The sequence below is a fragment of the Bradyrhizobium denitrificans genome, assembly GCF_013179005.1.
Classification (GTDB): domain Bacteria; phylum Pseudomonadota; class Alphaproteobacteria; order Rhizobiales; family Xanthobacteraceae; genus Bradyrhizobium; species Bradyrhizobium denitrificans.
Window position 1 is genome coordinate 148,009 of sequence record NZ_JABFDP010000017.1, and the last position, 19,476, is coordinate 167,484.

Genomic DNA, 19,476 nt, shown 5'->3' on the forward strand with positions numbered 1-19,476 from the left:
CGGATGTTAGGCATCGGCCGTTGCTTTCGTTTTGCGGGGTTTCGGCTTCTTGCCGCTGGGGCCGTTAGCCCCGCCGTCGAGCGGCATGCTCAACTGACGCTCCTGCAGCTTCGCCTCAGTCTCTGCGTTCGACCTGATCATCGAGACCGGGATAGCTCCCGAGGCCGTGTAGATCATCGGCTCGTTGCCGGCGTTGCCCGGCAGCGGGTCGAGACCACGGGTCGCGCGCACCTCGTCGATCGAGCGCGAGCCGTTCTTCAGGTCGATGTCGTCGATCTCAGACTGCTTCTTCGGGTCGAGATCGATGATGGTGTCCCAGGCGAACTCCAGATCGGTGAAACCGAGATCGTCCTGGATCACGCCGTCGAAAAGGCGCTTGGCCCATTTGAGCAGCGGCATCAGACCCTCTTCGAGGGCACGATCCTGGTCCTCCTGAGACGTTGACCGGTTCATCTGACGGATGAACGGGGTCGGCGGCAGCGAGAAACAGAAGCAGACGACGCGCGCCAGCCATTCGTCGAACTCGTCTTTGAACGGCGAGTCCTTGAAGGCCTGATACTTCGTCCCGAACGGCGTCCATTGCAGCTTGGCGCGCTCGGCGTCGTTGCCGGCCATCCTGCTGTCGAACCAAGCCTGAAACTCGCGGATATGATCCGGCGTCCAGCCCTCGGGTCCGGTCAGGATGCCGTCGGGCCGGTTGCCTTCCGTGAACCAGGCGAGCTGCTTGGTCTGCCGGCGCAACAGCGTGTTGATCGAGACAATGATCTGCTCGACCGGCGAGAAGCCATAGATGTGGTTGGTCCGCCGATTGCGCGGTGCGTAGATCAGGTCCTCGGTGGTCAGGTTCGCCCAGACCACCCCCTTGATGATCTGCTGGAACGCTGGCGAGCCGGGCGGAGGCCTGCGGCCGCGCTGGTCAATCAGCGGGTGGATCGTCGCGCCGTCCACGACCTCGAGGCCGATCAGGCCGCCGGCGCGGTTGCGGCGGCGCTCGACGGTCGGCGCGTCAATGACGAGCAGGTCTTCGACGAGCGGACGAAGCCAAGCGGCGAAGTCGGTTGCGCCATCTGGCTTTCGGAACAGCTTCTCGACTTTGCGGATCCGCTCATCGGAGTCGGCGCTCGCCTTGCGCCCGCGCCTGGACTTGATCTGCCAGTCGAGCCGCTCGATTTGATCCTTGCGGGTTTCGATCGCGAGCCGAACGAGCTCGACGTTGGCAAAGCCGCGCAGCGCATCGAACCCGAACGGCTCGACGCCGCGCGGGGTCCAATTGATGTTGAAGTTGGCCGGGAAGTCGAAGCCGCGAACCGGCTGCTCGCTCTGCGGCAGCAAAGGCTCGCCCGGCGAGAACATTGCAGAGCCCGGCGCGAACACCGCGCTGTTGCCATAGCCGTTCAGAAACCGGCCGGTGATGGGTGTCTTCTGTCCACCGGTCGGCATCCGCTTGCATGTCCTTTACGGCGGGGACGGAACGTCCTCCCCCATCTGTTGACGCATCCACTCGACGGAGCCCTTGGCCCATTCCTTCGGAGCGGGCTTGGGCGTGTCGTCGATACCAGGCAGACCGGCCGCGGCGGCCGCAGCCGCGAGCCGCGCCTTCTCGGCCATCTCCTGGCGCGCGATCTCGAGGAAGGCAGCGCCCGGCCCGTACTCTTTCAGCAGCAGCTCGTGCACTGCCCAGACCAGCGCGTCAGCGCGGTCCGGTGATCGCTCGCCCGTATATCCGGACTGCGAAAACATGGTCATCTGCTCTTCCAGGTCGGGCATCCGCCCGACGTGGCGCACCTTGTCGACCTTCGGGTCGTAGAGGCCCGACACCGGCTCTGCCCGAACCCACTTGCCGCGCGAGGCCGTGACCTCGATGAATGGCACGTTCTCGTCGACGGTGCGGATGGCCTGCGCCACCATGGCGCCGCCGAAATTCGTCTCGCCGATAATCGCGTCAGCACGCCATCTGTGGAAGGCGTGCACCGCGCGGCGCGCCCAGGCCGCCGGCGAGTCCCGCAGCGACAGATCTTCGAGGACGTAGACGCGGCCGTCGACCCCGAGTCCGGCGACGATGATGCCGATCTCGTCAGATCGCTTGTCCTCAGGGCCGCGCGCGCCCGATGGGTCGACCGACACCACGATGCGTTTGAGCTCGACCACGTCGCTCTCGGTGACTCTGCACTGATCGAGCCGTTCGTAGGACCAGAGCGCGCCGTCGACCTCGGCGACGTAGATGCCCTCGTAGAACCGGCGCCGCTGCTTTTCAGGCAGCGAATCCAGCGCAGCGATGAACTCTGGCGTGAGGTTCGCCGCATTGTCCGTCGGGTTGAGACCCATGCGGACGAAGTCTTCCGGCTTGGCGAGAGCCAGCCGCGAAGTCGGGTCCTTGTGCAGGCCGAACTCGACGTTCGTCCAGTGACCGGCGCCGGCCGGGTTGAGATCGTAGAACGCCTTCTGCCGGAGCTCTTTGCCGGCCAGCGTCAGAACGCGCTGGGCAAGACGAGTGCGGGCGAGCAGCACCGACGCATACGGTATCTGCGAGCACTCGTTGAAGAAGACCGTCGCAAACTCCTGGCCGAGGATCTTCTCGACGCGCTCTTTGTCGTCGAGGCCTGCGACCCAGATTTGCGACCCGTTCGGCAGCTCCCAATAGCCGTCCTGCCGGCGCTCATGCATGCGCACGGACGGGAAGCACAGAGAGCGCGACTTGGGCAGCGTATCGAGCGAAATTGACGATCGCGCCGCGTTGGCGCGAAAGCGCAGGATGGCATGTCGCGAGCCAGGCGCGCCAATGGCGCGTGCCATGATCGCGCGGCAGATCAGGAACGTTTTTCCGGACCGCGCTCCGCCGAACATCAAGACGTTGCGCGCTGCCCCCCCGAGAAGGCGGTTCGCGATCTGCTGCCGCGGCGTCAGGCTAAAGGAGGCCGGCGTCATCCTTTGAGAACACCACAGGGATTGGGTTGCCGTTCGGCCCACTCATCTCGATCGCGGCCTTGTCAGTCTCGCCGAGCCGGTGCTTGGACAGATGGATGGTCATGTTGACCGCGGAGGAGCCCGACCCGTTGGCGTGGCGCCATTGCAGCCGCCGCAGCGAGACTTTCCCCAGATTGACGCCGCGCTCCCACGCCTCGGTGACTTCGTTCTCGGCCCGCATGTGGTCGAGCAGCGTGCGCTTGCCGCAGCCGAGCACGAAGGCCGCCTCTTCCTTCGTGCAGCCGATCGAGGCCAGCTTCGCCAGCTGATCGAGATCGATCTTGAACGGAGGGCGGCCGACCGGGCGCTTAGGCTCGGGCGTGGGCTTTTTGCGGGTCACGTCGCTACTCCAATCGGAATTAAATTCCGCTTTTTCTTGTTTCCTGATTTTATTTCAGATACCTTGGCCACATTCAGGAATCGGAGGACCCATGTCCCGCATCATCCCGCGCCCCGAGATCAACCCGGACGGCGTCTCAGTGAAGGGCTGCAGCACGATCTACGCGCCGCGCGGCCAGGCCGGCGAATACGCCCCGCTGGCAACCAACCCCTACCGGGGCTGCGGCCACGGTTGCGCCTACTGCTATGTCCCCAAGGTCCTGCGGATGGACCGGCCGGAGTTCGACGCCAACGCCGTCCCGCGCCCGAACTTCATGGACGCGCTACGCGCCGACGCGATCAAGTATCAGCGCGCCGGCCTCACCGGGCAGGTCATGCTGTCGTTCACCACGGACCCTTACAATCCGTTCGACACCAGCCTCACCCGGCCGACGCTGGAGACGCTCGCCGACTTCGGCCTGGGCTTCTGCACTCTGACGAAGGGCGGCAACCGTGCGCTGCCCGACATCGCAGTGTTCAGGCCCGATCGCGACGCCTTCGCCAGCACGCTGACAAGCCTGGACGACCGATTTTCGAAGAAGTGGGAGCGCGGTGCAGCGCTGCCGATGGACCGGCTCGTCACGCTCGCGAAGTTTCATGAGCGCGGCATCTTCACCTGGGTCTCGCTCGAGCCGACGATCGACATCGAGGCCTCGTTGGAGATCGTGCAGGCGACACAAAGCTTCGTGGACCTCTACAAGGTCGGCCGCGTCAACTACCTGCCGATGACCAAGACCACGGACTGGCGGGATTACACGCTGCGGATGATCGACAAGCTGCAGGCGCTCGGCAAGGCGCACTATATCAAAAAGGATCTGCAGGGATTCCTCCCGGCCGGCTACCCGAACCCGCTGCGGGTGCAGCAGCATCATTAAGGCGGCCGCTCCCGACGCATCGACACAACCTAAGCGTTAACCTGTCAGGAACGGAGCAATTGAATCCGCCACCGGCCGGGCTACAGTTCACCCAGGACCTGCCTACCGGCGGCCTGATCATCGAGGCGTACCCATGAGCGAAGCAATTGATACTCAACAGGCATTTTGGAACCGCTGGAATGCGTCGACACGCGAGAAAGAGGTCGGCGAGGTCTCGCAAGAGCAGCGTGACGTCATCATTTCCTGGCTTGAGAGCCTGGGCCGCACCGATCTCAAAATCATCGAAGTCGGCTGCGGCGCCGGTTGGCTGTGCGAGCACCTGACGAGGTTCGGGCAGGTCACCGCGACCGATCTGTCACACGAGGTGATCGCCCGCACCGCGGCGCGGCTGCCAGAGGTTCGCTTCATCCCGGGCGACTTCATGGCTCTCGACGTCGGCTCCGGCTACGATGTCGCGATCAGCCTTGAGGTTCTCGCCCACGTCGCCGATCAGCCGGCGTTCCTTGCCAAGATCGCTGACCTGCTGAAGCCCGGCGGCTGCCTGATGCTGGCCACCCAGAACAAGCCCGTGCTCCAGATGAACGACATCCCAGCAGCGGCGCCGGGACAGATTCGGCGCTGGACAGATCGCCACGAGCTCTCGCAGCTACTGGCTGGACGCTTTAACGTTCAGAAGATGTTCTCACTGACGCCCTTCTACAATCGAGGTCTGCTGCGCTACGTTAACGCGCCGAAGGTACGGCGGATAGCTCAGTCGATCGGGCTGGGTGGTGTGCATCGCGCGATGAGGCGAGCCCAGGAGAAGGCCTGGCTCGGCTGGACTATCATGGTGATGGCCAACGTGCGTGGGTGACGAAGCGCCGGCCCAATTTACCGAGACTCTGGCGATGTGTTGAGGACGAGGAATGAGAGAGATGGCGAAATTCAGGAAACTTCACCTAGCAACCGATGGGACCGAAGTGTGGGTCAATTTCGATCTCGTGACATCTATTGTCGGAAAGAAGGAGCGTACGACCCTGACGTTCGAGAAAGGTCACAACATCGTCGTCAGGGAGAAGACCGGTGATCTGAAAGGCGCCCCCCGGCTGACGATCGGTGAAGTCAAATCTTGAGCAGCGCGGCGCCTTCACCGCGACGGCGATGGTCGTTCTGGTGACCGTCGCGCTTGTCTGTCATCTTTTCCGGTGATGCCGCTCTATCTCCGCAAGGTCCAGCACCCGCAGGCCCTGAACAACTACCGCGTCATCCTCAGGGATGAGGATGGCGAAGTTGAAATTGGGTCGATCGGCGTCCAATCTTTCGCCGGCGCCGATCAGAGCTGGACGTGGGGGATCGACACGGTGCTCCCCATGCGCGCGTCTGAGACCAGCGGCAGGGGAACGGACCGCAAGGACTGCATGCGCAAGTTTAAGCTCGCGTGGGAACGGTTCGCGGCCGACCCCGCCAATCTCGCCGAGTTTCTCGCCGCCAAGCGACGGGCCCGCTACTGAATAGCTCCTGCCCTGCGTGCCGCCGCTCGGAAGAACTGCGCCAGCCACGAATCGTCGACATAGTCCGCCTCGGGCACGACGTCCTCGTCCGGTTCAGCAATGATGAGCGGAATCGGCGCGCGCGGCCGGCGGTGCTTGACCGCGCCACGTCGCGCGGCCGGCCTTGGACCAGGTGTCGCCACCGGCTGCGGCTCGGGGTGTTTAGTTTGCTCGTCCTCGCTTGGGGGCGGCGCGGCCTCGAGTACGAAAGGCGACGGCTCAGGCGTCGACGCTGGGATCGGCGCCGGCCAGCGCTCCTCAATCTTGCGCACAACCTCGGGGACAGGGATCGGCAACACGCTCTGCACCCGTGCTTCCGGCCGAAACAGCATGACGAAGCCCGCCACCAGGACGACACCATAGGCGATGGCCGCCACCCCCTGCCGCGTGGCCCAGCTCATCGCCCTACCCTTTGCCTTTCAATACGACGCCGCAATAGATGGTCTGCATGCCGCCAGGCCCTCCTGTTGAAGACCTTGACGCCATCGCTTGCCAACGCCTCTCGATGGTGCAGTTCATCCGGGATGTGAGGCCGAGCAGCGCCCGATCGAATATCTGCGCGCGCATGCGGCCGAGCCCAACGCTGCGGTTCCGAACTCCCGTCAACAGCGTTATCGCAATTGGAACCGTGTTTTGTCGGTAGGAGATGCCGCCTGCTTCAGTGAAGACCATCCCAATTCGCTCACCAGGAGCGACGCGGCGACGATCGCTGATGATAATTGCCGCCTCCCAAGGGAAGCCGTAGGCATCCAAATCGAAGATTGAAAACTTCGACAGATCGATGGCTCGCAACACTCGTCGATTATCGGCGCAGAACATCAGCCGATCATCGCGTTGCCGCTTCATGTCGCAGCCCGCATAAGCGCCGGCCGTCTTCCAGACGGCCGAATACATCTCGCCGGATCCCGCGAAGGCGTCGAACACCGCCGCCTTCCGCCCAATCGTCTCAATCACGTTCTGACGAATCTTGACTTTCGCCGCGAGAGCTGTCGGGTTGTTGTCTACCTTCTTGGAACCTTTGGCCTGCGATAGGCGAGCGATGCGCGTCATCACGCTAACTCGACTTCGACCGCCTTGGTGCCTGAGCCCTTGCCGTTCTTCGACTGCACGAGCTCATAGGAGACGCGATCGTCGGTCTTGAGCAGCGTCAGCGGCGGCTTGAACGCGGTGCGATGGGTGAAGACATCATCACCGCCGTCATCCGGGACGATGAAGCCGTATCCCTTGACATCAGAGAACCATTTTACCTTGCCAGTGGCGCGAGCGTTCGACATTCGGTTCTTCTCGTTTGGCACGCTTAAGTGGTGGAAAGCTCAGAGCTTTTCCTTGTGGTCAGCAGCTAGCTGCTACAGGTTGGGCGCTTAGCAGCTCTACCCCCGCAACCTGGATGACGGAGCTTTCAGATGAAAAAGGATGATGCTCGACAGCAGATCCTGTCCGAATGGCGACGATGGGCATCAGCTGCCGGAAAGGACAAGGCAACCGGCCAAGACGGGTTCGCGTTCTATTTCGATCTGCAACGAACGCATTCTCATCTGCTGAATTTCCGAGACTCCGGAGATCGCTGGCAGACCGTCCATGCGTGGTTGCTTGCCGCCCGGCTCGTCAGTGACTGAGCTGAGTTCAGGCCAGCGCTATGGTGCCGAGCTCGACGGTCACGCCCGTGAGCGGCTTGAGCGCGTCCTGCAGCGCCTTAAGCGCGTGAGCCTGATGCTCGAGCGGACCGCGGATCGAAATCCAGAACTCGTCCATGACCGGGCTGGTCTCGATTTCCTTCACCTCGAGCTCGGCCGGCTCGGCGAGGAGCTTGTCGAGCTCGCCGGAAGAAAACCCGAGCGAGAGCGGGTTCTCGCCTTCGGCCTGCAGCTCGCCGAGCAGGTCGCGCAGGATGTCGTCGTCCCAACGCGAGTTCTCGGCGATGCGGTTGAGCGCAATGCCGAGCGCCTTGTAGCCGCCGTCTGAGAGGCCCGCGACCACGCGACACTCGACGGTCTCGCGCCCGACGCGCTGCAGCGCCAGCAGCCGGCCCTCGCCCGCGATGAGCTGGCCGTTCGGCCGGATCACGAGCTTCTCGACGAATCCGAACCGCTCGATGGACTGCGCGATCTGGGAGACCTGCGCTTCCGAGTGACGCCGCGCGTTCTTCGGATCGGCCTTGAGATCGGCGACCTTGCGCAGCTCGTCGGTGATGATGGGCTCGCCGGGTGCGAGCGTCGTCTTTGGTTGCTTTGCCATTACACTGCCAGGACTCGCAGGACGTCGCGCGCCATGACCTTGTGGGACATGCCGCGGTCGTCCTTGATGAAGAGATAGACGTCACCGGGAAAATCGTCACGTTGCCGTCGACGATCATGCCGCCCTTGACCATGAAGCGAACGCGGCTGCCCTCGCGGCAGCGCGGCGGCGGCACGTAGGCCGGCGCTGCCAGTCGTGAGGTGTGGGTCTGGCCGACGAAGGCCGGGCCGTCATATTTGGGCGGCGGCTGCGGCACCGGCTCGCAGAGCGCCGGGCACTTCCCGGAACGGCCAAGCGCCGCCCCGCACTTGCAGTGCGTGGCTGTCTGCTTTGCGGCGGCTGACATGGAAGCTCCCCTGAGCCTGCAGCCAGGACCTGCGACGGCCGCGGCCGATCGTGACGACCTTGACCAGTCCGCAGCGGCGCGTGAGCACCAGGCGGACCGAGATGATGCGGCGGCCTTTCATGATGGACGCTCGGCGTCGATCGTTTTGGCCCGCCCAACGGCAGTGATCGCCCGCTCAACGGCTACCAGGACTTCAGCGGTGCCGACGACGGGCCGATGTTTGAGCCATCGCAGGATCTGGGCGCCCGTCACGACTTCGGCGCTCTCGGCCGTCTCAAGATTTGCCCGCGCGAGTTCGACTTCGACGCTCACGCTTTCACCTGCGGCGACTCGCGCTGCGCAGACCGCTCCGCGTCGCGCGCGCGCTTGGCCGCCTTCCGGTCGCGCTTCGCCTGCGCAGCTGCCTTGCGATCTTCGGCGCCGGCGCGATAGGCCATGACGCGCTCGGCGTTGTAGGCCGCTCGACGCTGCGCCCTTTCGCTGGTGACGATCACGATGGGTGACGATGGCTTGTGCATGTGGCCTCTCCTCTACGCTGCTGGGCCTTCAAAGCGATCGGGGCCCGAGCGTGATGCTCGAGCCCCATGCCGCATTCCGCGCGCGGCGCGCCTACTCGCAACGCGTTTCATACCTCGCCCGCTTCTGTGATCGGCTCTGCCGCATCACCTCGCGCAAGCCGCGCTGTTGCTTTCGGCTTGGGAACCCGCCCTGAGCTTCACGCCTGACGTACAGAGCGACACAACCTGGACAGGCCAGCGGACGTGAGTTAGCGTTGGAGAATATTTCAGGCGAGTCGATGCCGATCGCTTTTTGAGGATCGTCCCATGCGACGAATGATTGCCGCACTAATCACCAGCTTGGCCTGTGTCTTCAGTTGGCCCGCTTCAGCGGTCGAGATACCGCTCAGCGGCATGGACGAGATCATCGGGCCATGGCAGCCAAATCAGCTCTATTTCGGTCACGTTTCGCTCTACGCCAGCGCTAACATGCCGCCAATAGACTTTCAGACTCCGGGAAGTTTCAGTGGCTTCGCCGTATATAGCAGCTTCAGCATTGCGGGAGGCTGGCTCTACAATGCATCCAAAGTCGGTGCGTTGGGTGACCTGGAGGTCGCCGGAGCCAACGTCGGCGGATACAACTGTACGAGCTGCTCTCCCACCGGAGATATCATCTGGTACAGCGACCCTTCGGTGCTCAAACATTCCATCTCCTGGGGCACCGGATCCTTCACCCTGGGAAACGTGAGCAACCTTGAGGCTCACTTGTTTTTGGACCTTCCCGAGGGATTTTCGCTCGCGTCACAACAGGTTTCCGCAGTTCCGGAGCCCTCGACTTGGGCGATGCTCCTGATCGGCGCCGCAGGCCTTTGGCTCCGACTGCGAGCACCGATGGCTCGGTGTACGTCGGTTGCAGGAGCGAGAAATGACCAGACCGACATTCGATGAGACGATAGAGGACCTGTTGTCGCTCGAACGATCCAGTCGGGACATATCGAAAACGTCGGTCGACATCATTGTCGCATCGTATCTTCTCGGCGTAGGGGACCAGAAAGGACTCGAGCGAGGTCTGCTTGCCGACACCTTCCGCGAAAAGGGGCCGCAAACCGCGAGAGCAGACCATATCTACAAGCTGGTCTCTCTGAGCTAGGGCCAGCACTCCGCGCGTCGCTGTCGCGGCCACTGCGCCCGGAAAATGCGGGGCGCCTAGCTATGCTGGCGGACCGGAAATTTTTTCACATCTGATCCGCTGCTGGCTTTTCAATTATTCGCCCGTCCGATAGCATTTTCCGTGGATGGGCTTCATCTACTATCAGAACGATTGGAGTGGTTGAATGGCTTGGTCGCAGCCTTTTCTGATGACACTTGGTTCTAACGAGAGAGACGTTCCTATCAGCGGCACCCCTGGCCACGGCACCGAAACGCCGGGTGTGCGGTTCGTGATAAAGAACCTTGGACCAGGAAATTTGAATGTAGGTCCCAATTCGGTGCCACCCGGACGATTCATCTACGTGGCGTGGGTCGGCGCCACACTAACTTCGGGCGCGAATGGTTGCGCCGTGGAAGTCACATTCGCAGACGGTTAAGGCCCGTTGATCCAAGGCAAACTGCGCTTTAGCTGCCGCCCTCCCGATGCGGGGCGGCGGCACAACTGGTTGCAGGGGCCAGATTCGAACGGACGACCTCGAGGTTATGAGCCTCGCGAGCTACCGGGCTGCTCTACCCTGCAGAGACGTTGGACCTGGCGCGCGAGCGCGCGGCACAGACGATCAAGAATGACGGCGCCGAGCGCCTGCGGCGAATAGAGCCCCATAATCAACACCGTTTGGCAGTTCGCGGAGTTCACCCCGCCCTGATCAACTCATCCATGAGCCTTGCATCGTCCAAGGCCTCGTCTCCGAGCACGGCCGCCTCGTAACGCTCGCCCCAAGGCAGGCGCTCGTCTCCCGCCACGGTCGCAAGCCGCCGTGCCGTCGCCATAAACTGCTCCCGCAGCTTGTGCGCTTCGCCGATGCCGATCGGCTTGCCGTCTGTGTCAGGCACGACTGGTGCCCTCCCGCGCGCGTGTTAAGGACCGGTGCGGAATCGCCCGCCCCTGCCCCTTCCCCCCTCTTCCCCTGTCCCTTTCGAGACAGGCTTTGCGGCAGAAGGGCTTGGGTGCGCTGGACTGAATTTCCTACCAGTCCGAGAGGCTGTTGCAGTCTGAGCAGGCGGGTGTTGTTGCACTCCCTGCAATTTGGTCTCTCTGGTTCCGTGCCCTTGATGATTGGGGCGCCTTGGCGAGCGAAGTTGATGAGGTCGACGAGGTTGGCGAGACGCTCGGGCTGGGCGTCTTGCGGGCGAGCTGTGGCCCGGTCGAGCAGGCCCGGCAGCGCGACGGCGGCGCCAGGCTCCCCCCTTATCAGGGTCTCGAGGTCAGCTTCGATCAGACGGGAAACGCTCGTCATGGAGCAGCCTTCCTTATATGCGCCAATTCCACCCCGGACATTATCCGGAAATTAATTCAGGAAAAGTGTTGCGACCGGCCGCTACCTGTGGTTTTATCTCTCTGTGACAGGGGCAACGCCCCGCCCGTTGAAACAGGGGCAACGCCCCGCAACCTGGAGAGTCCTCAGATGACCACCACCCTCACCAAGGCGCACAAGGAATGGGCCAACCGTCCGGCTGACGAGCGTTTCGGCTCGCTGCGGGCGATGCATGACGCCGCGATGCGGTTCAAGACTTCGGCCGTGGTCGAGGAAATCAAGACCAACGCGCTGCGCGTGGCCGCCCGGGGCAACGATCTGGTTCTCGACGGCCCGACCGGCGACGCGCTCCTCACGAATTGGGCATTCTCCCAGATTGCCTCCCGCGCCTCGGCGCCGACAGGTTACCTCAAGGATCTGCCGGCCCAGCTGGCGGCCGACTGCCTCAATCACGGCCTTCGGCAGTCCGGCAGCGAAGACAAAGGTGCCCAGCTTCTGCTGGGCAGCCCGCGCACCGATGCCGCGACGGTCGCCCGCGCCCTCACCTCCGACAAGTATTCGCGCATCTGGAACGCGGACATCACCGCGCGCCTGCTCGAGCTGGAAGCCCGCGGCCCCTGGCAGCCCGCTCCGGCCGCTTTCGATGGCTCGCGCGGCCTCTATCTCGGCGATCGCGACATGTTCGCATTCATGGTCGACAACGAGCGCCGCATTTTCGAGAAGGGGCCCGGCGGTGGCTTGTCGCGCGGCTTCTTCTGCTGGAATAGCGAGGTGGGTGACCGCACCTTCGGCATCATGACGTTTTTCTACGAATACGTCTGCGGCAATCACCGTGTGTGGGGCGCGCAGAATATCGCAGAGGCCAAGATCATCCACATTGGCCACGACCAGTCGGCCAAGGCGTTCGACATGATGGCGATCGAGGTCAAGAAATACGCGGAGGCCTCGACCCGCGATGACGAATTGATGGTCGAGCGCTGCCGCCGCCACGTCCTGGGCGCCAAGAAGGATGACGTCCTCGACGCGATTTTCAAGCTGAAGGTCCCGGCCCTGACCAAGGGACTCGCCGGCAAGGCTTACGATCTGGCCTGCCAGCGCGTCGACTGGTACGGCGCGCCTAACACGGTTTGGGGCTATGCCGGTGGGCTGACCGAGATCGCCCGGGACATGCCGAACGCGTCGGACCGCTTCGCCCTCGACTCGGCCGCGACCAAGATCATGGAGATGGCGGCATCCTAACCCCCTCCTCCCGACAACTCGGGGCGGCAAATGCCGCCCCTTTTCTTTGCCTGCTTCCCAACGGAATCCGCCCGCTCCATGCGTTCATTCGCGCCGGGGGCACCACAACCACAGGCCGATTGGAACGCCTCTCCTCGAGCCTCAATTTTCCTGAATTTTTTTCAACAAATGAGTTGCAAACGGAAACAAATTCAGGCTATAACCATTCTCGTCAACACAGGGGCAACGCCCCGCCGATGAAACGGAGAAATGACGATGGCCTTCACCTTTGATACGCTCGGCTACTCGAAGCACCTCAAGACTGCTGGCATTCCGGCCGCTGAGGCGGATGCCCATGCGGAAGCCGCGCGGACCTTCATCATGAACGAACTCGTCACCAAGGCCGACCTGACTGTCGCGCTCGACGCGGTCAAGTCCGCCCTCACCATCAGGCTCGGCAGCATCATGGCTGCAGGCGTGGCGGCCCTCGCCGTCCTGATCCACCTGAAGTAAGGACGACCGGCGCGGGCCAGAGCCCGCGCCACCCCTTTGGGCCAACGGCCCGCCAGCGATGGAGAAATCGCGATGCTGAACTCTTCCCCTGCTCCTATGAACGCCGCGCAACGCGCGTGGGCCACCCGACGCGCCGTTGCTGCGGCCCGCGCCGACCAGGAGCGGCTCGCCGCCGGAATCGCGTCTCCCTCCACGGCCTTCCGCGAGAGCAAACCGGTGGTCGACATCAACATCGATCACCGTGACGTCGGCTGCGGGCTGCGCCGCTTCGTGATGCTGGACTGCGGCCCGCGGCTGGTCCGCCTGTTCTACTATCCGACGCTGACCACGATCACCATCGACCGGCTGACCTTCGACCGGAAAGCCAAGCCCGCGCGAGATGCGAAACGCGAGACCATCACTCGCATCATTCGCGCGAACCAAGCCACCGCCGACCGAGTGAATAACCAGGCCAAGGCGATCGTCTTGAACGATGGGGGCGCCGACGCCGTCAAAGCGTTGGAGGTGCTGCGATGAGCAAGCCACGCGTCCGGCTCGCCAGCGAGGTCCTGATTTCAAGCGCTGCCGACGACTGAGATGCCGAGGTTGGAGTCGGAGGGTACGCCCGCGTATACTTAGCGCATTACGATCCGAATCTTGACGAGGAAGGCCACGGACCATGACGGGCGAAGAATTCCACGGCGCGCGCGCAACGTTCAGCGCAGCGAGCGGCCGCAAGCTATCCCAAGCCGACATGGCCAAGTTGGTCGGACTGTCGGATCCGGGCGGCAACGGAGCCGACACCGTCCGCAAATGGGAGAAGGGCGACGGACCCTCCGGGCCGGTTGCCACTTTGGTTTCGCTCGCGATCGATGGCCTCACCAGCCAGAAGCGCGACATTGAGGCCTTTATCATCGAGTGGATTCTGGACGGCACGGACTAACGCCGCTCCCAGCCTCACCCATTCGTTTCACGAGCTGCCGGCTATCATCTCACGGCCGAGAGCCAAAGAAGCATCCACGGGCCGTTTACCAGCGATCCTCGGCTCGTTTCCCGCAGATGGAATCCCGCCCTATACGGCGTCCCGGCCGGGCGCGGGCCCGGTGGGCGGGATGTTCGAACGTGAGTGGCCGGGGCAAGGCGTTGCGCCCCCTATCGGGGTATCTTCCACGGCCTTCCCTCTCGCGCGGTGTGTCGGTCTGACGGCGGTCCCTCGGGGGTAGACTGGCGCCTTCGGCGACTCGATTGCTCAAAAATTGTGGACGCCCCCGAAGTTGCGGCTTCTCAGTCCTGTGGAAACGAGGAGGCGTCAGCGGTTGGGATCTCCGGCGCTAATCGGACCTGGACCCTTCAGGGTGATTTTGCTCGATAGCCAAGTGTAAGCAACCTTGTGCGACTCAATCTCGTTGTCGAATTTTGAATCGAGCGCCTTCTTAGCAATATCAATGAGCTTCGAATCTATCTCTGTGTGAAATTTAACACAGTACCAGAATACACGGAGGTCGGCAGGCAACCTCAATCTAACTGTATACAGAGCTTTACTACTTGGATTTAGCGCTCCTACCGGGGCTGGGTACTTAACTTCGCTGATATCCACCTCGGACTCTTTGGAGTCGCAATCATCCAACGGTGTTTTCGAAACTCTTAGGAATGGAGGTCCGATTTGAGCTATCGTATACTGCCCTTCGTTCTTTAGCGACAATGTAATCTCAACACTGCCTCTTCCAAAATATTCAGCTTTTGCAAAATCAAGGTTCAGCCTTGGCGAAAGATCTTGAATCAGCTTCAACGTTCGCTCTGTTGAGAGGAGCGCGTTCTGTAATAGATCTATCTTCGCCTTCTGTTCAGATACGCTGCTCTCAATAGTCTTGAGGTTGAAATCTATGCCTTTCAGTTTCTCATCAGCCGAAAATACCGGCACCTGCCAAGCATAGAGCACCAGCAGGTTTAGAGCTCCGAGCGCAAAATTCGCCCCAAGGAATGCGATCTCAATGATCTTGAATGCCCGCTCGCCCATCTCATTCCTGCCCCCGCTCAGACCATATCAGATGGCGCACGGGCGGCGTAGCCCTTTCGGTAGCCAGATGTCTTGGGCTCGATTCGCGATCGTCTACTGTCTCTCCGGGTACTCCACGAAGCGCTTTTCGAATTCGGGCCTTGCGCCGCCTCTCGTTAACGTCGGCCAAGTGTTGCTCGAAGGTAGCGACAGCTTCAGGCGTCGTCAGCTGATCTGTGAATGGTTCGGCGCGATAGGCCGGGGGGTGAATATCCACGTGTCTTCTTGACGTGCGCGGCCCCATCTTGTGCGCAGAAGGTGCCTCGGAGGCCTCGTCCTGTAAAGCCCATTTCCCGTCCGGTAGCCTCAACAAACGCGCTTCAAGATCAAACCGCGTCGCGAGATTGGCGAACACCCGTTCCATGCGATTGTAGGCGGTCATCCTGACCAAGCCCTTGCGCTCGCACCACTCGGAGAACGATCGGCCGGAGGCGATGCATTGCGACCAGCGCCAGACGATGATGCGGCGGTCGACCGCGAGCAGTCCGGTCCAGTCAAAGAACACCTCTTCCCACCGCGTCAGCTCCGGCGACTTGGTAGCCTTGCGCCCCTGCCAGCGTTCCAGGTTGTCGGCGATCGCGACGTCATCCCAGCCGGCGATATCCTCAGCGTCGTAGGAATAGGTCGGCCAGGCGCTGCCAGTGCTTGGTCCGCCCTTCACCATCATGCGCCGCTCGATATCGGCGGCCTCGATAAATCGCGCCTTGACGATCTCAACAGTCCACATCGTTACCTCCATAGTTCACAGCAGCCGCGGTTGCGGCGGTTCGTCGAAATGCGGTCGCAGCCGATCGATCAGGCGTGCGGCAATCGAATGGCGAGGCGCCGCGGCCTCGCGATCGCGCTTCGCATCTTCGTAGAGATCGGCGAGCTCGATACGGTCGAAGGCCGCTAGCCATTCGGCCCCGAACCAGCTCGGATACGCGCGCAGCACATCGGAGACGGCAAGGATCACCGCGCGGACCAGCATGCGCTTGTTGTTCTCGGTCTCCATGATCGTGATCAGCACCGAGCGCAAGTGCGCTTCGCCTTCGTCGTTCAAGACCTTCTGCAGTATCTTGCCGGCGCACGTCTGGCCTGGCCGGCGCGCGCTCTCGCTCGTGTCGATGATCTCGACTCCGAGCTCGGCGCAGATGTCGGCCAGCTTCGCGCTCATTCACCCTCCGATTTCATCATCACACCAGCTCCGGCTGATACGCTTTGAGCAGTTCGTAGCGGCTGTTCTCGCGATTGAACTGCAGGATGACACTACCCTTGTTGCCGGTGCCCTCGAACCGGACCTTCCGGCTGTAGACGTGGGTGCGGTCGACGTTCGGGTCGGGCCGATCGATCACGATGCCGAAGTCCGGCTTATTGAAGAACGCCGCCGATCCCTCGATGTCGTACAGCGTCGGCACCCGGGCTTTGCCGTCCTTGCCGACGTCCTTCGTAGGATGCGCCAGGACGTAGGTTGCCAAACCATGCCGGCGGCCGAACTTGATCAGCATGCGCAGTGCGCGGTTGCAATATTCGGTCGTCGACTCGTGACGGGTCTTGCCGTGCTCGATCTCGTTCCATGGATCGATCACCAGCCCTCTGATGCCGTGCCGCATCAGCGCGTCGTAGGCGCGGTCCATTACCCATTCGAGCGTCAGGTCGGCGTCGTCCTCGCCCGCGACGTCGAAATCGATGAATGAGAAGTGCTGGTTGATCCAATAGTCGGCAGCCGCCAGCTCGTTGCGCCCCATCAGCTCGACCGGCCGGCGGCCGACGATCCGCCGCAGCTTGTCCCGGTAGTGCGGCACGATCGGCATCTCCGGCGAGAACATGCCCCATTTCCAGCCGTACTGCTCCGAGAGATTGACACAGAGGTTGGTGAGCCAGGTCGACTTGCCGGAGCCCGGCAGCCCCGTCACCACGGTGAACGACGGCAGGAACGGCGTGTAGATCTCGTCGACCGTCTTCCAGCCAGTCGAGTAGACGTCGATGGGCGGCCGGTCCGGATAGTCGGAGAGCAGGTAGATGCCCTTCAGCGGATAGGGCTTGGCCTGCGCGAGCACGGCGCGCACGGCGTCGAGGCCGTGCTTCATCAGGACGTCGTTGAGGTCTTTGCAGCCTTCCTGATAGGTGACGAACGAGCAGCGCGCGGCGCCCAGCCGGCGAACCAGCTCCTCGGCCAGATACTGGCCATTGCGGTCATTGTCGACAGCGATGATGAACCGGCGAATCTTCTTCAGCTCCTCGCGCCGGTGCCACATGAATTCAAACTTGCCGCTGGAGTCGTCGGTTGGCTCGTCCGCTGGTCCCTTCTCTTTCGGCGGGTTCGGCGCGCCCGACGGCACCGAGACCGTGAGGGGAAAGCCTGCGTCGATGGCCGAGATCATGTCCGGCTCGCCCTCGACGATCGTCAGCGCATTCGAACCGTCGTAGAGCGAGGGGTCGCTCATCACGTCGCCGTTGATGAAGACCTGCTTGCTGCCCTTCTGCTGCATGAAGAACTTGTTGGGACCGCGCCACTTCTGCCCGACCTCGACGCCGTGCTCCTCCATGGGGAACACCAGGACGTTGCCGTTCTCGTCCGGCTCGACGCCGTCGATCACGCGGCGGCCGTCTTCCTCGCCGTAGACGAACCTACCGGTAAAAACGCCCAATTGGACCGCGGTCTCGGGACTGAGCCCGCGCTTTTCCATGGCCGCCACGCCAATCGGTCCGAGTGTCCGCGCTGCCGTTGAAGTATTTTCCACCGCTGAAGTCTCCGCAATGATGGCAGTGCCAGCGCACGCCCAGGCTATCGACCTTGACCGAGAGGCACCGGTCCCGTTTCTTCTTCCGAAGGTGAGAGCAGGCCGGGCACGTCGTCATGAACTCGCCGTTGCGCCCGGCCTTCTCTTCGATCCGCATCTCGCGGAGGATCTCGCTGGCGCTCTTCATTGCTTCGGCCGCCGCGCCTGCTCGAGATCGATTCCCATGAAAGCGCAAACGGCGTCCTCAAGCTCGGCGAGCGCGTTAGAGCACGATTGATCAAAGACCCACTCGACCGCGGCCTTCACGACGCGTTCCCGCTTGCTGCCGTCAGTCTGTGCAGGCGCAGTCTGATTGCTCATCATCTGTCCCATCGAAGAGGTCGAAGCGGTTGTTGAACATTTCTTGGTAACTAGGCCGGTCTGCACGGAACAGCGCCATCTCCGGCGAACGTATCGTTCCAAAGCCGGGTGCGTTTGCCTCAGCGCGGATCCACCACTCTGCGACCTCCGGCCGCCTGCGCATGATGCCGCGAATGTTGGCTTGGCTCTTCAGAAAGCAGAGATCGCAATTCCCTTCGGGGGTCGATCCGTTCACGTTGTCCAGCTCGAGGTCGAAGGGCATCCGTTCCCAGAACGCCTTTACGTCCTGCTTTGTGACGCGGGCATCGGCCAAGGGCATCGCCGTGAACCAGCGATCCTTACCAAGCGCATTCCTGACCCGCTGCTTGTCGACGCGGTGCATCTCATCCGCCCGCAGCCCGACAACGCTGATCCATCGATCCCAGCCGAGCCAGTGACGGCAATATCGATCGAACCGGCGGATCTTCATCTCGATGGTGCAGAACCGGATCACCGGGTTCGGCAACATCTTCCGCGCCTTGATCAGCGCATCGAACGGCTCGCCGTTGCGGCTGGCGCTATTGTGGCTGACCAGCCTGGTGCTGTGCTCCGCTTCCGGGTCATATTCCAACAGCTGGATGTGCACGCCGAAGAATTCGCTACAGCGCTGGATGAAGCGCAGCGTCTCTTCCAACTCGCGGCCGGTGTTCGCGGTCGCGACACACACGTCAACCGGCAATGTCCCGCCATGGGCCTCGACGATCTTGGCGAGCATAAACCCCGACGTTCGACCACCGCTGAACGAGATAAGCGCCGGGCCGTCGATCAGATACGGGTTCTGGCTGGGACGGATGGTGCTCATAGCCGCCCGTCGATATGGTTGTTCGGCCCGCGCGCGCCCTGGTCGCGGCTACGGAACTCGACCTGGTTGCCGACCCATGTTCGCCACGCTGCTTTCCAGTCCGCGTACTTCTCGCCGCGCGCCTGGTTGCGGTCGCGGAAGCGCTCCCACATCCGCTGGATCTCCTGAGCCCGAAAGCCGCGGTCTCGCGCAAAGGCGATCATGGCTTCGTCGAGAGAGAATCCCTCCGGCCATGAGTGCGCGACCTTCTTCGGTTCTTTCGGCTTGGCGGGCTTGGCCGCCTTGACCGGCTCTTCGAACAGCGCGCTCTGCGCCGGTATCGCCGGCAGATCATTCGGCGCGGGCAGTGTCGGCCGAAGGCGGTCCATCGCCGCAGAGACGCCCCACTGAAACAACTGCGTCGCGATCGTGCTGGCCGCCTCTTTGGCGATGCCGTGCCGCTCCATGAAGAACAGCACGTCGCTGAAATTTCCGATCTCTTCCACCCTCATGGCCCT

28 protein-coding genes and 1 tRNA gene are annotated in these 19,476 nt (G+C 62.6%); 10 read left to right on the forward strand and 19 right to left on the reverse strand.

Annotated features, from left to right (window positions below):
- Positions 1 to 6 precede the first annotated feature (6 nt).
- Genes HL671_RS20085 through HL671_RS20095 form a run of 3 tightly spaced genes read right to left on the reverse strand, consistent with a single transcriptional unit; the run spans position 7 to position 3,304 of the window.
- Positions 7 to 1,440 carry a phage portal protein gene (locus tag HL671_RS20085; protein ID WP_172237860.1) on the reverse strand — a complete coding sequence of 478 codons (1,434 nt, stop codon included), beginning with the start codon at positions 1,438 to 1,440 and terminating at the stop codon, positions 7 to 9.
- Between the two features lie 15 nt (positions 1,441 to 1,455).
- A complete protein-coding gene (locus HL671_RS20090) occupies positions 1,456 to 2,925 on the reverse strand; it encodes a phage terminase large subunit (RefSeq protein WP_172237863.1) in 1,470 nt (489 codons plus the stop codon).
- Positions 2,906 to 3,304, reverse strand: coding sequence for a hypothetical protein (locus HL671_RS20095; protein ID WP_172237866.1), 399 nt, complete (start codon positions 3,302 to 3,304; stop codon positions 2,906 to 2,908). Before HL671_RS20095 ends, HL671_RS20090 begins: the two co-directional genes overlap by 20 nt.
- A gap of 91 nt (positions 3,305 to 3,395) precedes the next feature.
- Here HL671_RS20095 and HL671_RS20100 point away from each other — a divergent pair, with 91 nt between their 5' ends.
- From HL671_RS20100 to HL671_RS20115, 4 genes are all read left to right on the forward strand, one after another.
- Positions 3,396 to 4,217, forward strand: coding sequence for a radical SAM protein (locus HL671_RS20100; RefSeq protein WP_172237869.1), 822 nt, complete (start codon positions 3,396 to 3,398; stop codon positions 4,215 to 4,217).
- 133 nt (positions 4,218 to 4,350) lie between these two features.
- Positions 4,351 to 5,070 (forward strand): class I SAM-dependent methyltransferase, encoded by a 720-nt coding sequence (locus HL671_RS20105; protein WP_172237872.1) that lies wholly within the window; start codon positions 4,351 to 4,353, stop codon positions 5,068 to 5,070.
- A gap of 61 nt (positions 5,071 to 5,131) precedes the next feature.
- Positions 5,132 to 5,329: a hypothetical protein gene (locus HL671_RS20110; RefSeq protein WP_172237875.1), complete on the forward strand. Its 198-nt coding sequence runs from the start codon at positions 5,132 to 5,134 to the stop codon at positions 5,327 to 5,329.
- Between the two features lie 75 nt (positions 5,330 to 5,404).
- Entirely contained in the window at positions 5,405 to 5,707 is a 303-nt protein-coding gene (locus HL671_RS20115) for a hypothetical protein (RefSeq protein ID WP_172237878.1), read from the forward strand.
- Here the strand turns inward: HL671_RS20115 and HL671_RS20120 are convergent.
- From HL671_RS20120 to HL671_RS20130, 3 genes are read right to left on the reverse strand one after another with little or no spacing between them, the layout of a single operon-like run.
- On the reverse strand, positions 5,701 to 6,147 hold the full coding sequence (locus HL671_RS20120) for a hypothetical protein (RefSeq protein ID WP_172237881.1): 447 nt from the start codon (positions 6,145 to 6,147) through the stop codon (positions 5,701 to 5,703). The two genes, HL671_RS20115 and HL671_RS20120, sit on opposite strands and share 7 nt — an antisense overlap.
- Positions 6,148 to 6,151: 4 nt before the next feature.
- Complete coding sequence (locus HL671_RS20125) at positions 6,152 to 6,796, reverse strand: hypothetical protein (protein WP_172237884.1); 645 nt, start codon at positions 6,794 to 6,796, stop codon at positions 6,152 to 6,154.
- Positions 6,796 to 7,020, reverse strand: a complete 225-nt coding sequence (locus HL671_RS20130) for a cold-shock protein (protein WP_172237887.1) — start codon at positions 7,018 to 7,020, stop codon at positions 6,796 to 6,798. The genes HL671_RS20125 and HL671_RS20130 overlap by 1 nt, the downstream gene beginning before the upstream one ends.
- Positions 7,021 to 7,149: 129 nt before the next feature.
- Between HL671_RS20130 and HL671_RS20135 the strand changes: the two genes are divergently transcribed.
- Positions 7,150 to 7,362 (forward strand): hypothetical protein, encoded by a 213-nt coding sequence (locus tag HL671_RS20135; RefSeq protein ID WP_172237890.1) that lies wholly within the window; start codon positions 7,150 to 7,152, stop codon positions 7,360 to 7,362.
- 7 nt (positions 7,363 to 7,369) lie between these two features.
- On the opposite strand, the gene HL671_RS20140 is transcribed toward HL671_RS20135, so the two are convergent.
- The 4 genes from HL671_RS20140 to HL671_RS20155 form a co-directional block, all read right to left on the reverse strand.
- Complete coding sequence (locus HL671_RS20140) at positions 7,370 to 7,981, reverse strand: ParB/Srx family N-terminal domain-containing protein (RefSeq protein ID WP_172237893.1); 612 nt, start codon at positions 7,979 to 7,981, stop codon at positions 7,370 to 7,372.
- 230 nt (positions 7,982 to 8,211) lie between these two features.
- Positions 8,212 to 8,448 carry a hypothetical protein gene (locus tag HL671_RS20145; RefSeq protein ID WP_172237896.1) on the reverse strand — a complete coding sequence of 79 codons (237 nt, stop codon included), beginning with the start codon at positions 8,446 to 8,448 and terminating at the stop codon, positions 8,212 to 8,214.
- Positions 8,445 to 8,639 (reverse strand): hypothetical protein, encoded by a 195-nt coding sequence (locus HL671_RS20150; RefSeq protein WP_172237899.1) that lies wholly within the window; start codon positions 8,637 to 8,639, stop codon positions 8,445 to 8,447. Before HL671_RS20150 ends, HL671_RS20145 begins: the two co-directional genes overlap by 4 nt.
- The gene (locus HL671_RS20155; protein WP_172237902.1) at positions 8,636 to 8,845 is read right to left on the reverse strand and encodes a hypothetical protein; all 210 of its coding nucleotides are present in this window, start codon (positions 8,843 to 8,845) and stop codon (positions 8,636 to 8,638) included. Before HL671_RS20155 ends, HL671_RS20150 begins: the two co-directional genes overlap by 4 nt.
- Positions 8,846 to 9,151: 306 nt before the next feature.
- Between HL671_RS20155 and HL671_RS20160 the strand changes: the two genes are divergently transcribed.
- Complete coding sequence (locus HL671_RS20160; protein ID WP_172237905.1) at positions 9,152 to 9,772, forward strand: PEP-CTERM sorting domain-containing protein; 621 nt, start codon at positions 9,152 to 9,154, stop codon at positions 9,770 to 9,772.
- A gap of 704 nt (positions 9,773 to 10,476) precedes the next feature.
- Here the strand turns inward: HL671_RS20160 and HL671_RS20165 are convergent.
- Together HL671_RS20165 and HL671_RS20170 are read right to left on the reverse strand one after the other, a co-directional pair.
- Positions 10,477 to 10,553 (reverse strand) — tRNA-Met (locus tag HL671_RS20165).
- Between the two features lie 113 nt (positions 10,554 to 10,666).
- Positions 10,667 to 10,867 carry a hypothetical protein gene (locus tag HL671_RS20170; RefSeq protein ID WP_172237908.1) on the reverse strand — a complete coding sequence of 67 codons (201 nt, stop codon included), beginning with the start codon at positions 10,865 to 10,867 and terminating at the stop codon, positions 10,667 to 10,669.
- Between the two features lie 233 nt (positions 10,868 to 11,100).
- On the opposite strand from HL671_RS20170, the gene HL671_RS20175 reads away from it, so the two are divergent.
- The 4 genes from HL671_RS20175 (at position 11,101) to HL671_RS20190 (ending at position 13,942) form a co-directional block, all read left to right on the forward strand.
- Entirely contained in the window at positions 11,101 to 12,528 is a 1,428-nt protein-coding gene (locus tag HL671_RS20175; RefSeq protein WP_172237911.1) for a hypothetical protein, read from the forward strand.
- A 249-nt stretch (positions 12,529 to 12,777) separates the two neighbouring features.
- Positions 12,778 to 13,020 (forward strand): hypothetical protein, encoded by a 243-nt coding sequence (locus tag HL671_RS20180; protein WP_312010726.1) that lies wholly within the window; start codon positions 12,778 to 12,780, stop codon positions 13,018 to 13,020.
- Positions 13,021 to 13,092: 72 nt separating this feature from the next.
- On the forward strand, positions 13,093 to 13,536 hold the full coding sequence (locus tag HL671_RS20185) for a hypothetical protein (protein ID WP_172237914.1): 444 nt from the start codon (positions 13,093 to 13,095) through the stop codon (positions 13,534 to 13,536).
- Between the two features lie 142 nt (positions 13,537 to 13,678).
- On the forward strand, positions 13,679 to 13,942 hold the full coding sequence (locus tag HL671_RS20190; protein ID WP_172237917.1) for a helix-turn-helix domain-containing protein: 264 nt from the start codon (positions 13,679 to 13,681) through the stop codon (positions 13,940 to 13,942).
- A gap of 366 nt (positions 13,943 to 14,308) precedes the next feature.
- Here HL671_RS20190 and HL671_RS20195 read toward each other — a convergent pair whose 3' ends face one another.
- The 7 genes from HL671_RS20195 to HL671_RS20220 all read right to left on the reverse strand — a co-directional run bounded on the left by HL671_RS20195 (position 14,309) and on the right by HL671_RS20220 (position 19,470).
- Complete coding sequence (locus tag HL671_RS20195) at positions 14,309 to 15,016, reverse strand: hypothetical protein (protein ID WP_172237920.1); 708 nt, start codon at positions 15,014 to 15,016, stop codon at positions 14,309 to 14,311.
- Position 15,017: 1 nt separating this feature from the next.
- Entirely contained in the window at positions 15,018 to 15,782 is a 765-nt protein-coding gene (locus tag HL671_RS20200; protein ID WP_172237923.1) for a hypothetical protein, read from the reverse strand.
- A 15-nt stretch (positions 15,783 to 15,797) separates the two neighbouring features.
- Complete coding sequence (locus HL671_RS20205; RefSeq protein WP_172237926.1) at positions 15,798 to 16,211, reverse strand: hypothetical protein; 414 nt, start codon at positions 16,209 to 16,211, stop codon at positions 15,798 to 15,800.
- A gap of 19 nt (positions 16,212 to 16,230) precedes the next feature.
- Positions 16,231 to 17,778 carry a bifunctional DNA primase/helicase gene (locus tag HL671_RS20210; protein WP_312010727.1) on the reverse strand — a complete coding sequence of 516 codons (1,548 nt, stop codon included), beginning with the start codon at positions 17,776 to 17,778 and terminating at the stop codon, positions 16,231 to 16,233.
- A gap of 183 nt (positions 17,779 to 17,961) precedes the next feature.
- Positions 17,962 to 18,141 carry a hypothetical protein gene (locus HL671_RS38020; protein WP_210263981.1) on the reverse strand — a complete coding sequence of 60 codons (180 nt, stop codon included), beginning with the start codon at positions 18,139 to 18,141 and terminating at the stop codon, positions 17,962 to 17,964.
- Complete coding sequence (locus HL671_RS20215) at positions 18,107 to 18,979, reverse strand: phosphoadenosine phosphosulfate reductase domain-containing protein (protein ID WP_172237929.1); 873 nt, start codon at positions 18,977 to 18,979, stop codon at positions 18,107 to 18,109. Before HL671_RS20215 ends, HL671_RS38020 begins: the two co-directional genes overlap by 35 nt.
- The gene (locus tag HL671_RS20220) at positions 18,976 to 19,470 is read right to left on the reverse strand and encodes a hypothetical protein (protein ID WP_172237932.1); all 495 of its coding nucleotides are present in this window, start codon (positions 19,468 to 19,470) and stop codon (positions 18,976 to 18,978) included. Before HL671_RS20220 ends, HL671_RS20215 begins: the two co-directional genes overlap by 4 nt.
- Positions 19,471 to 19,476 lie beyond the last annotated feature (6 nt).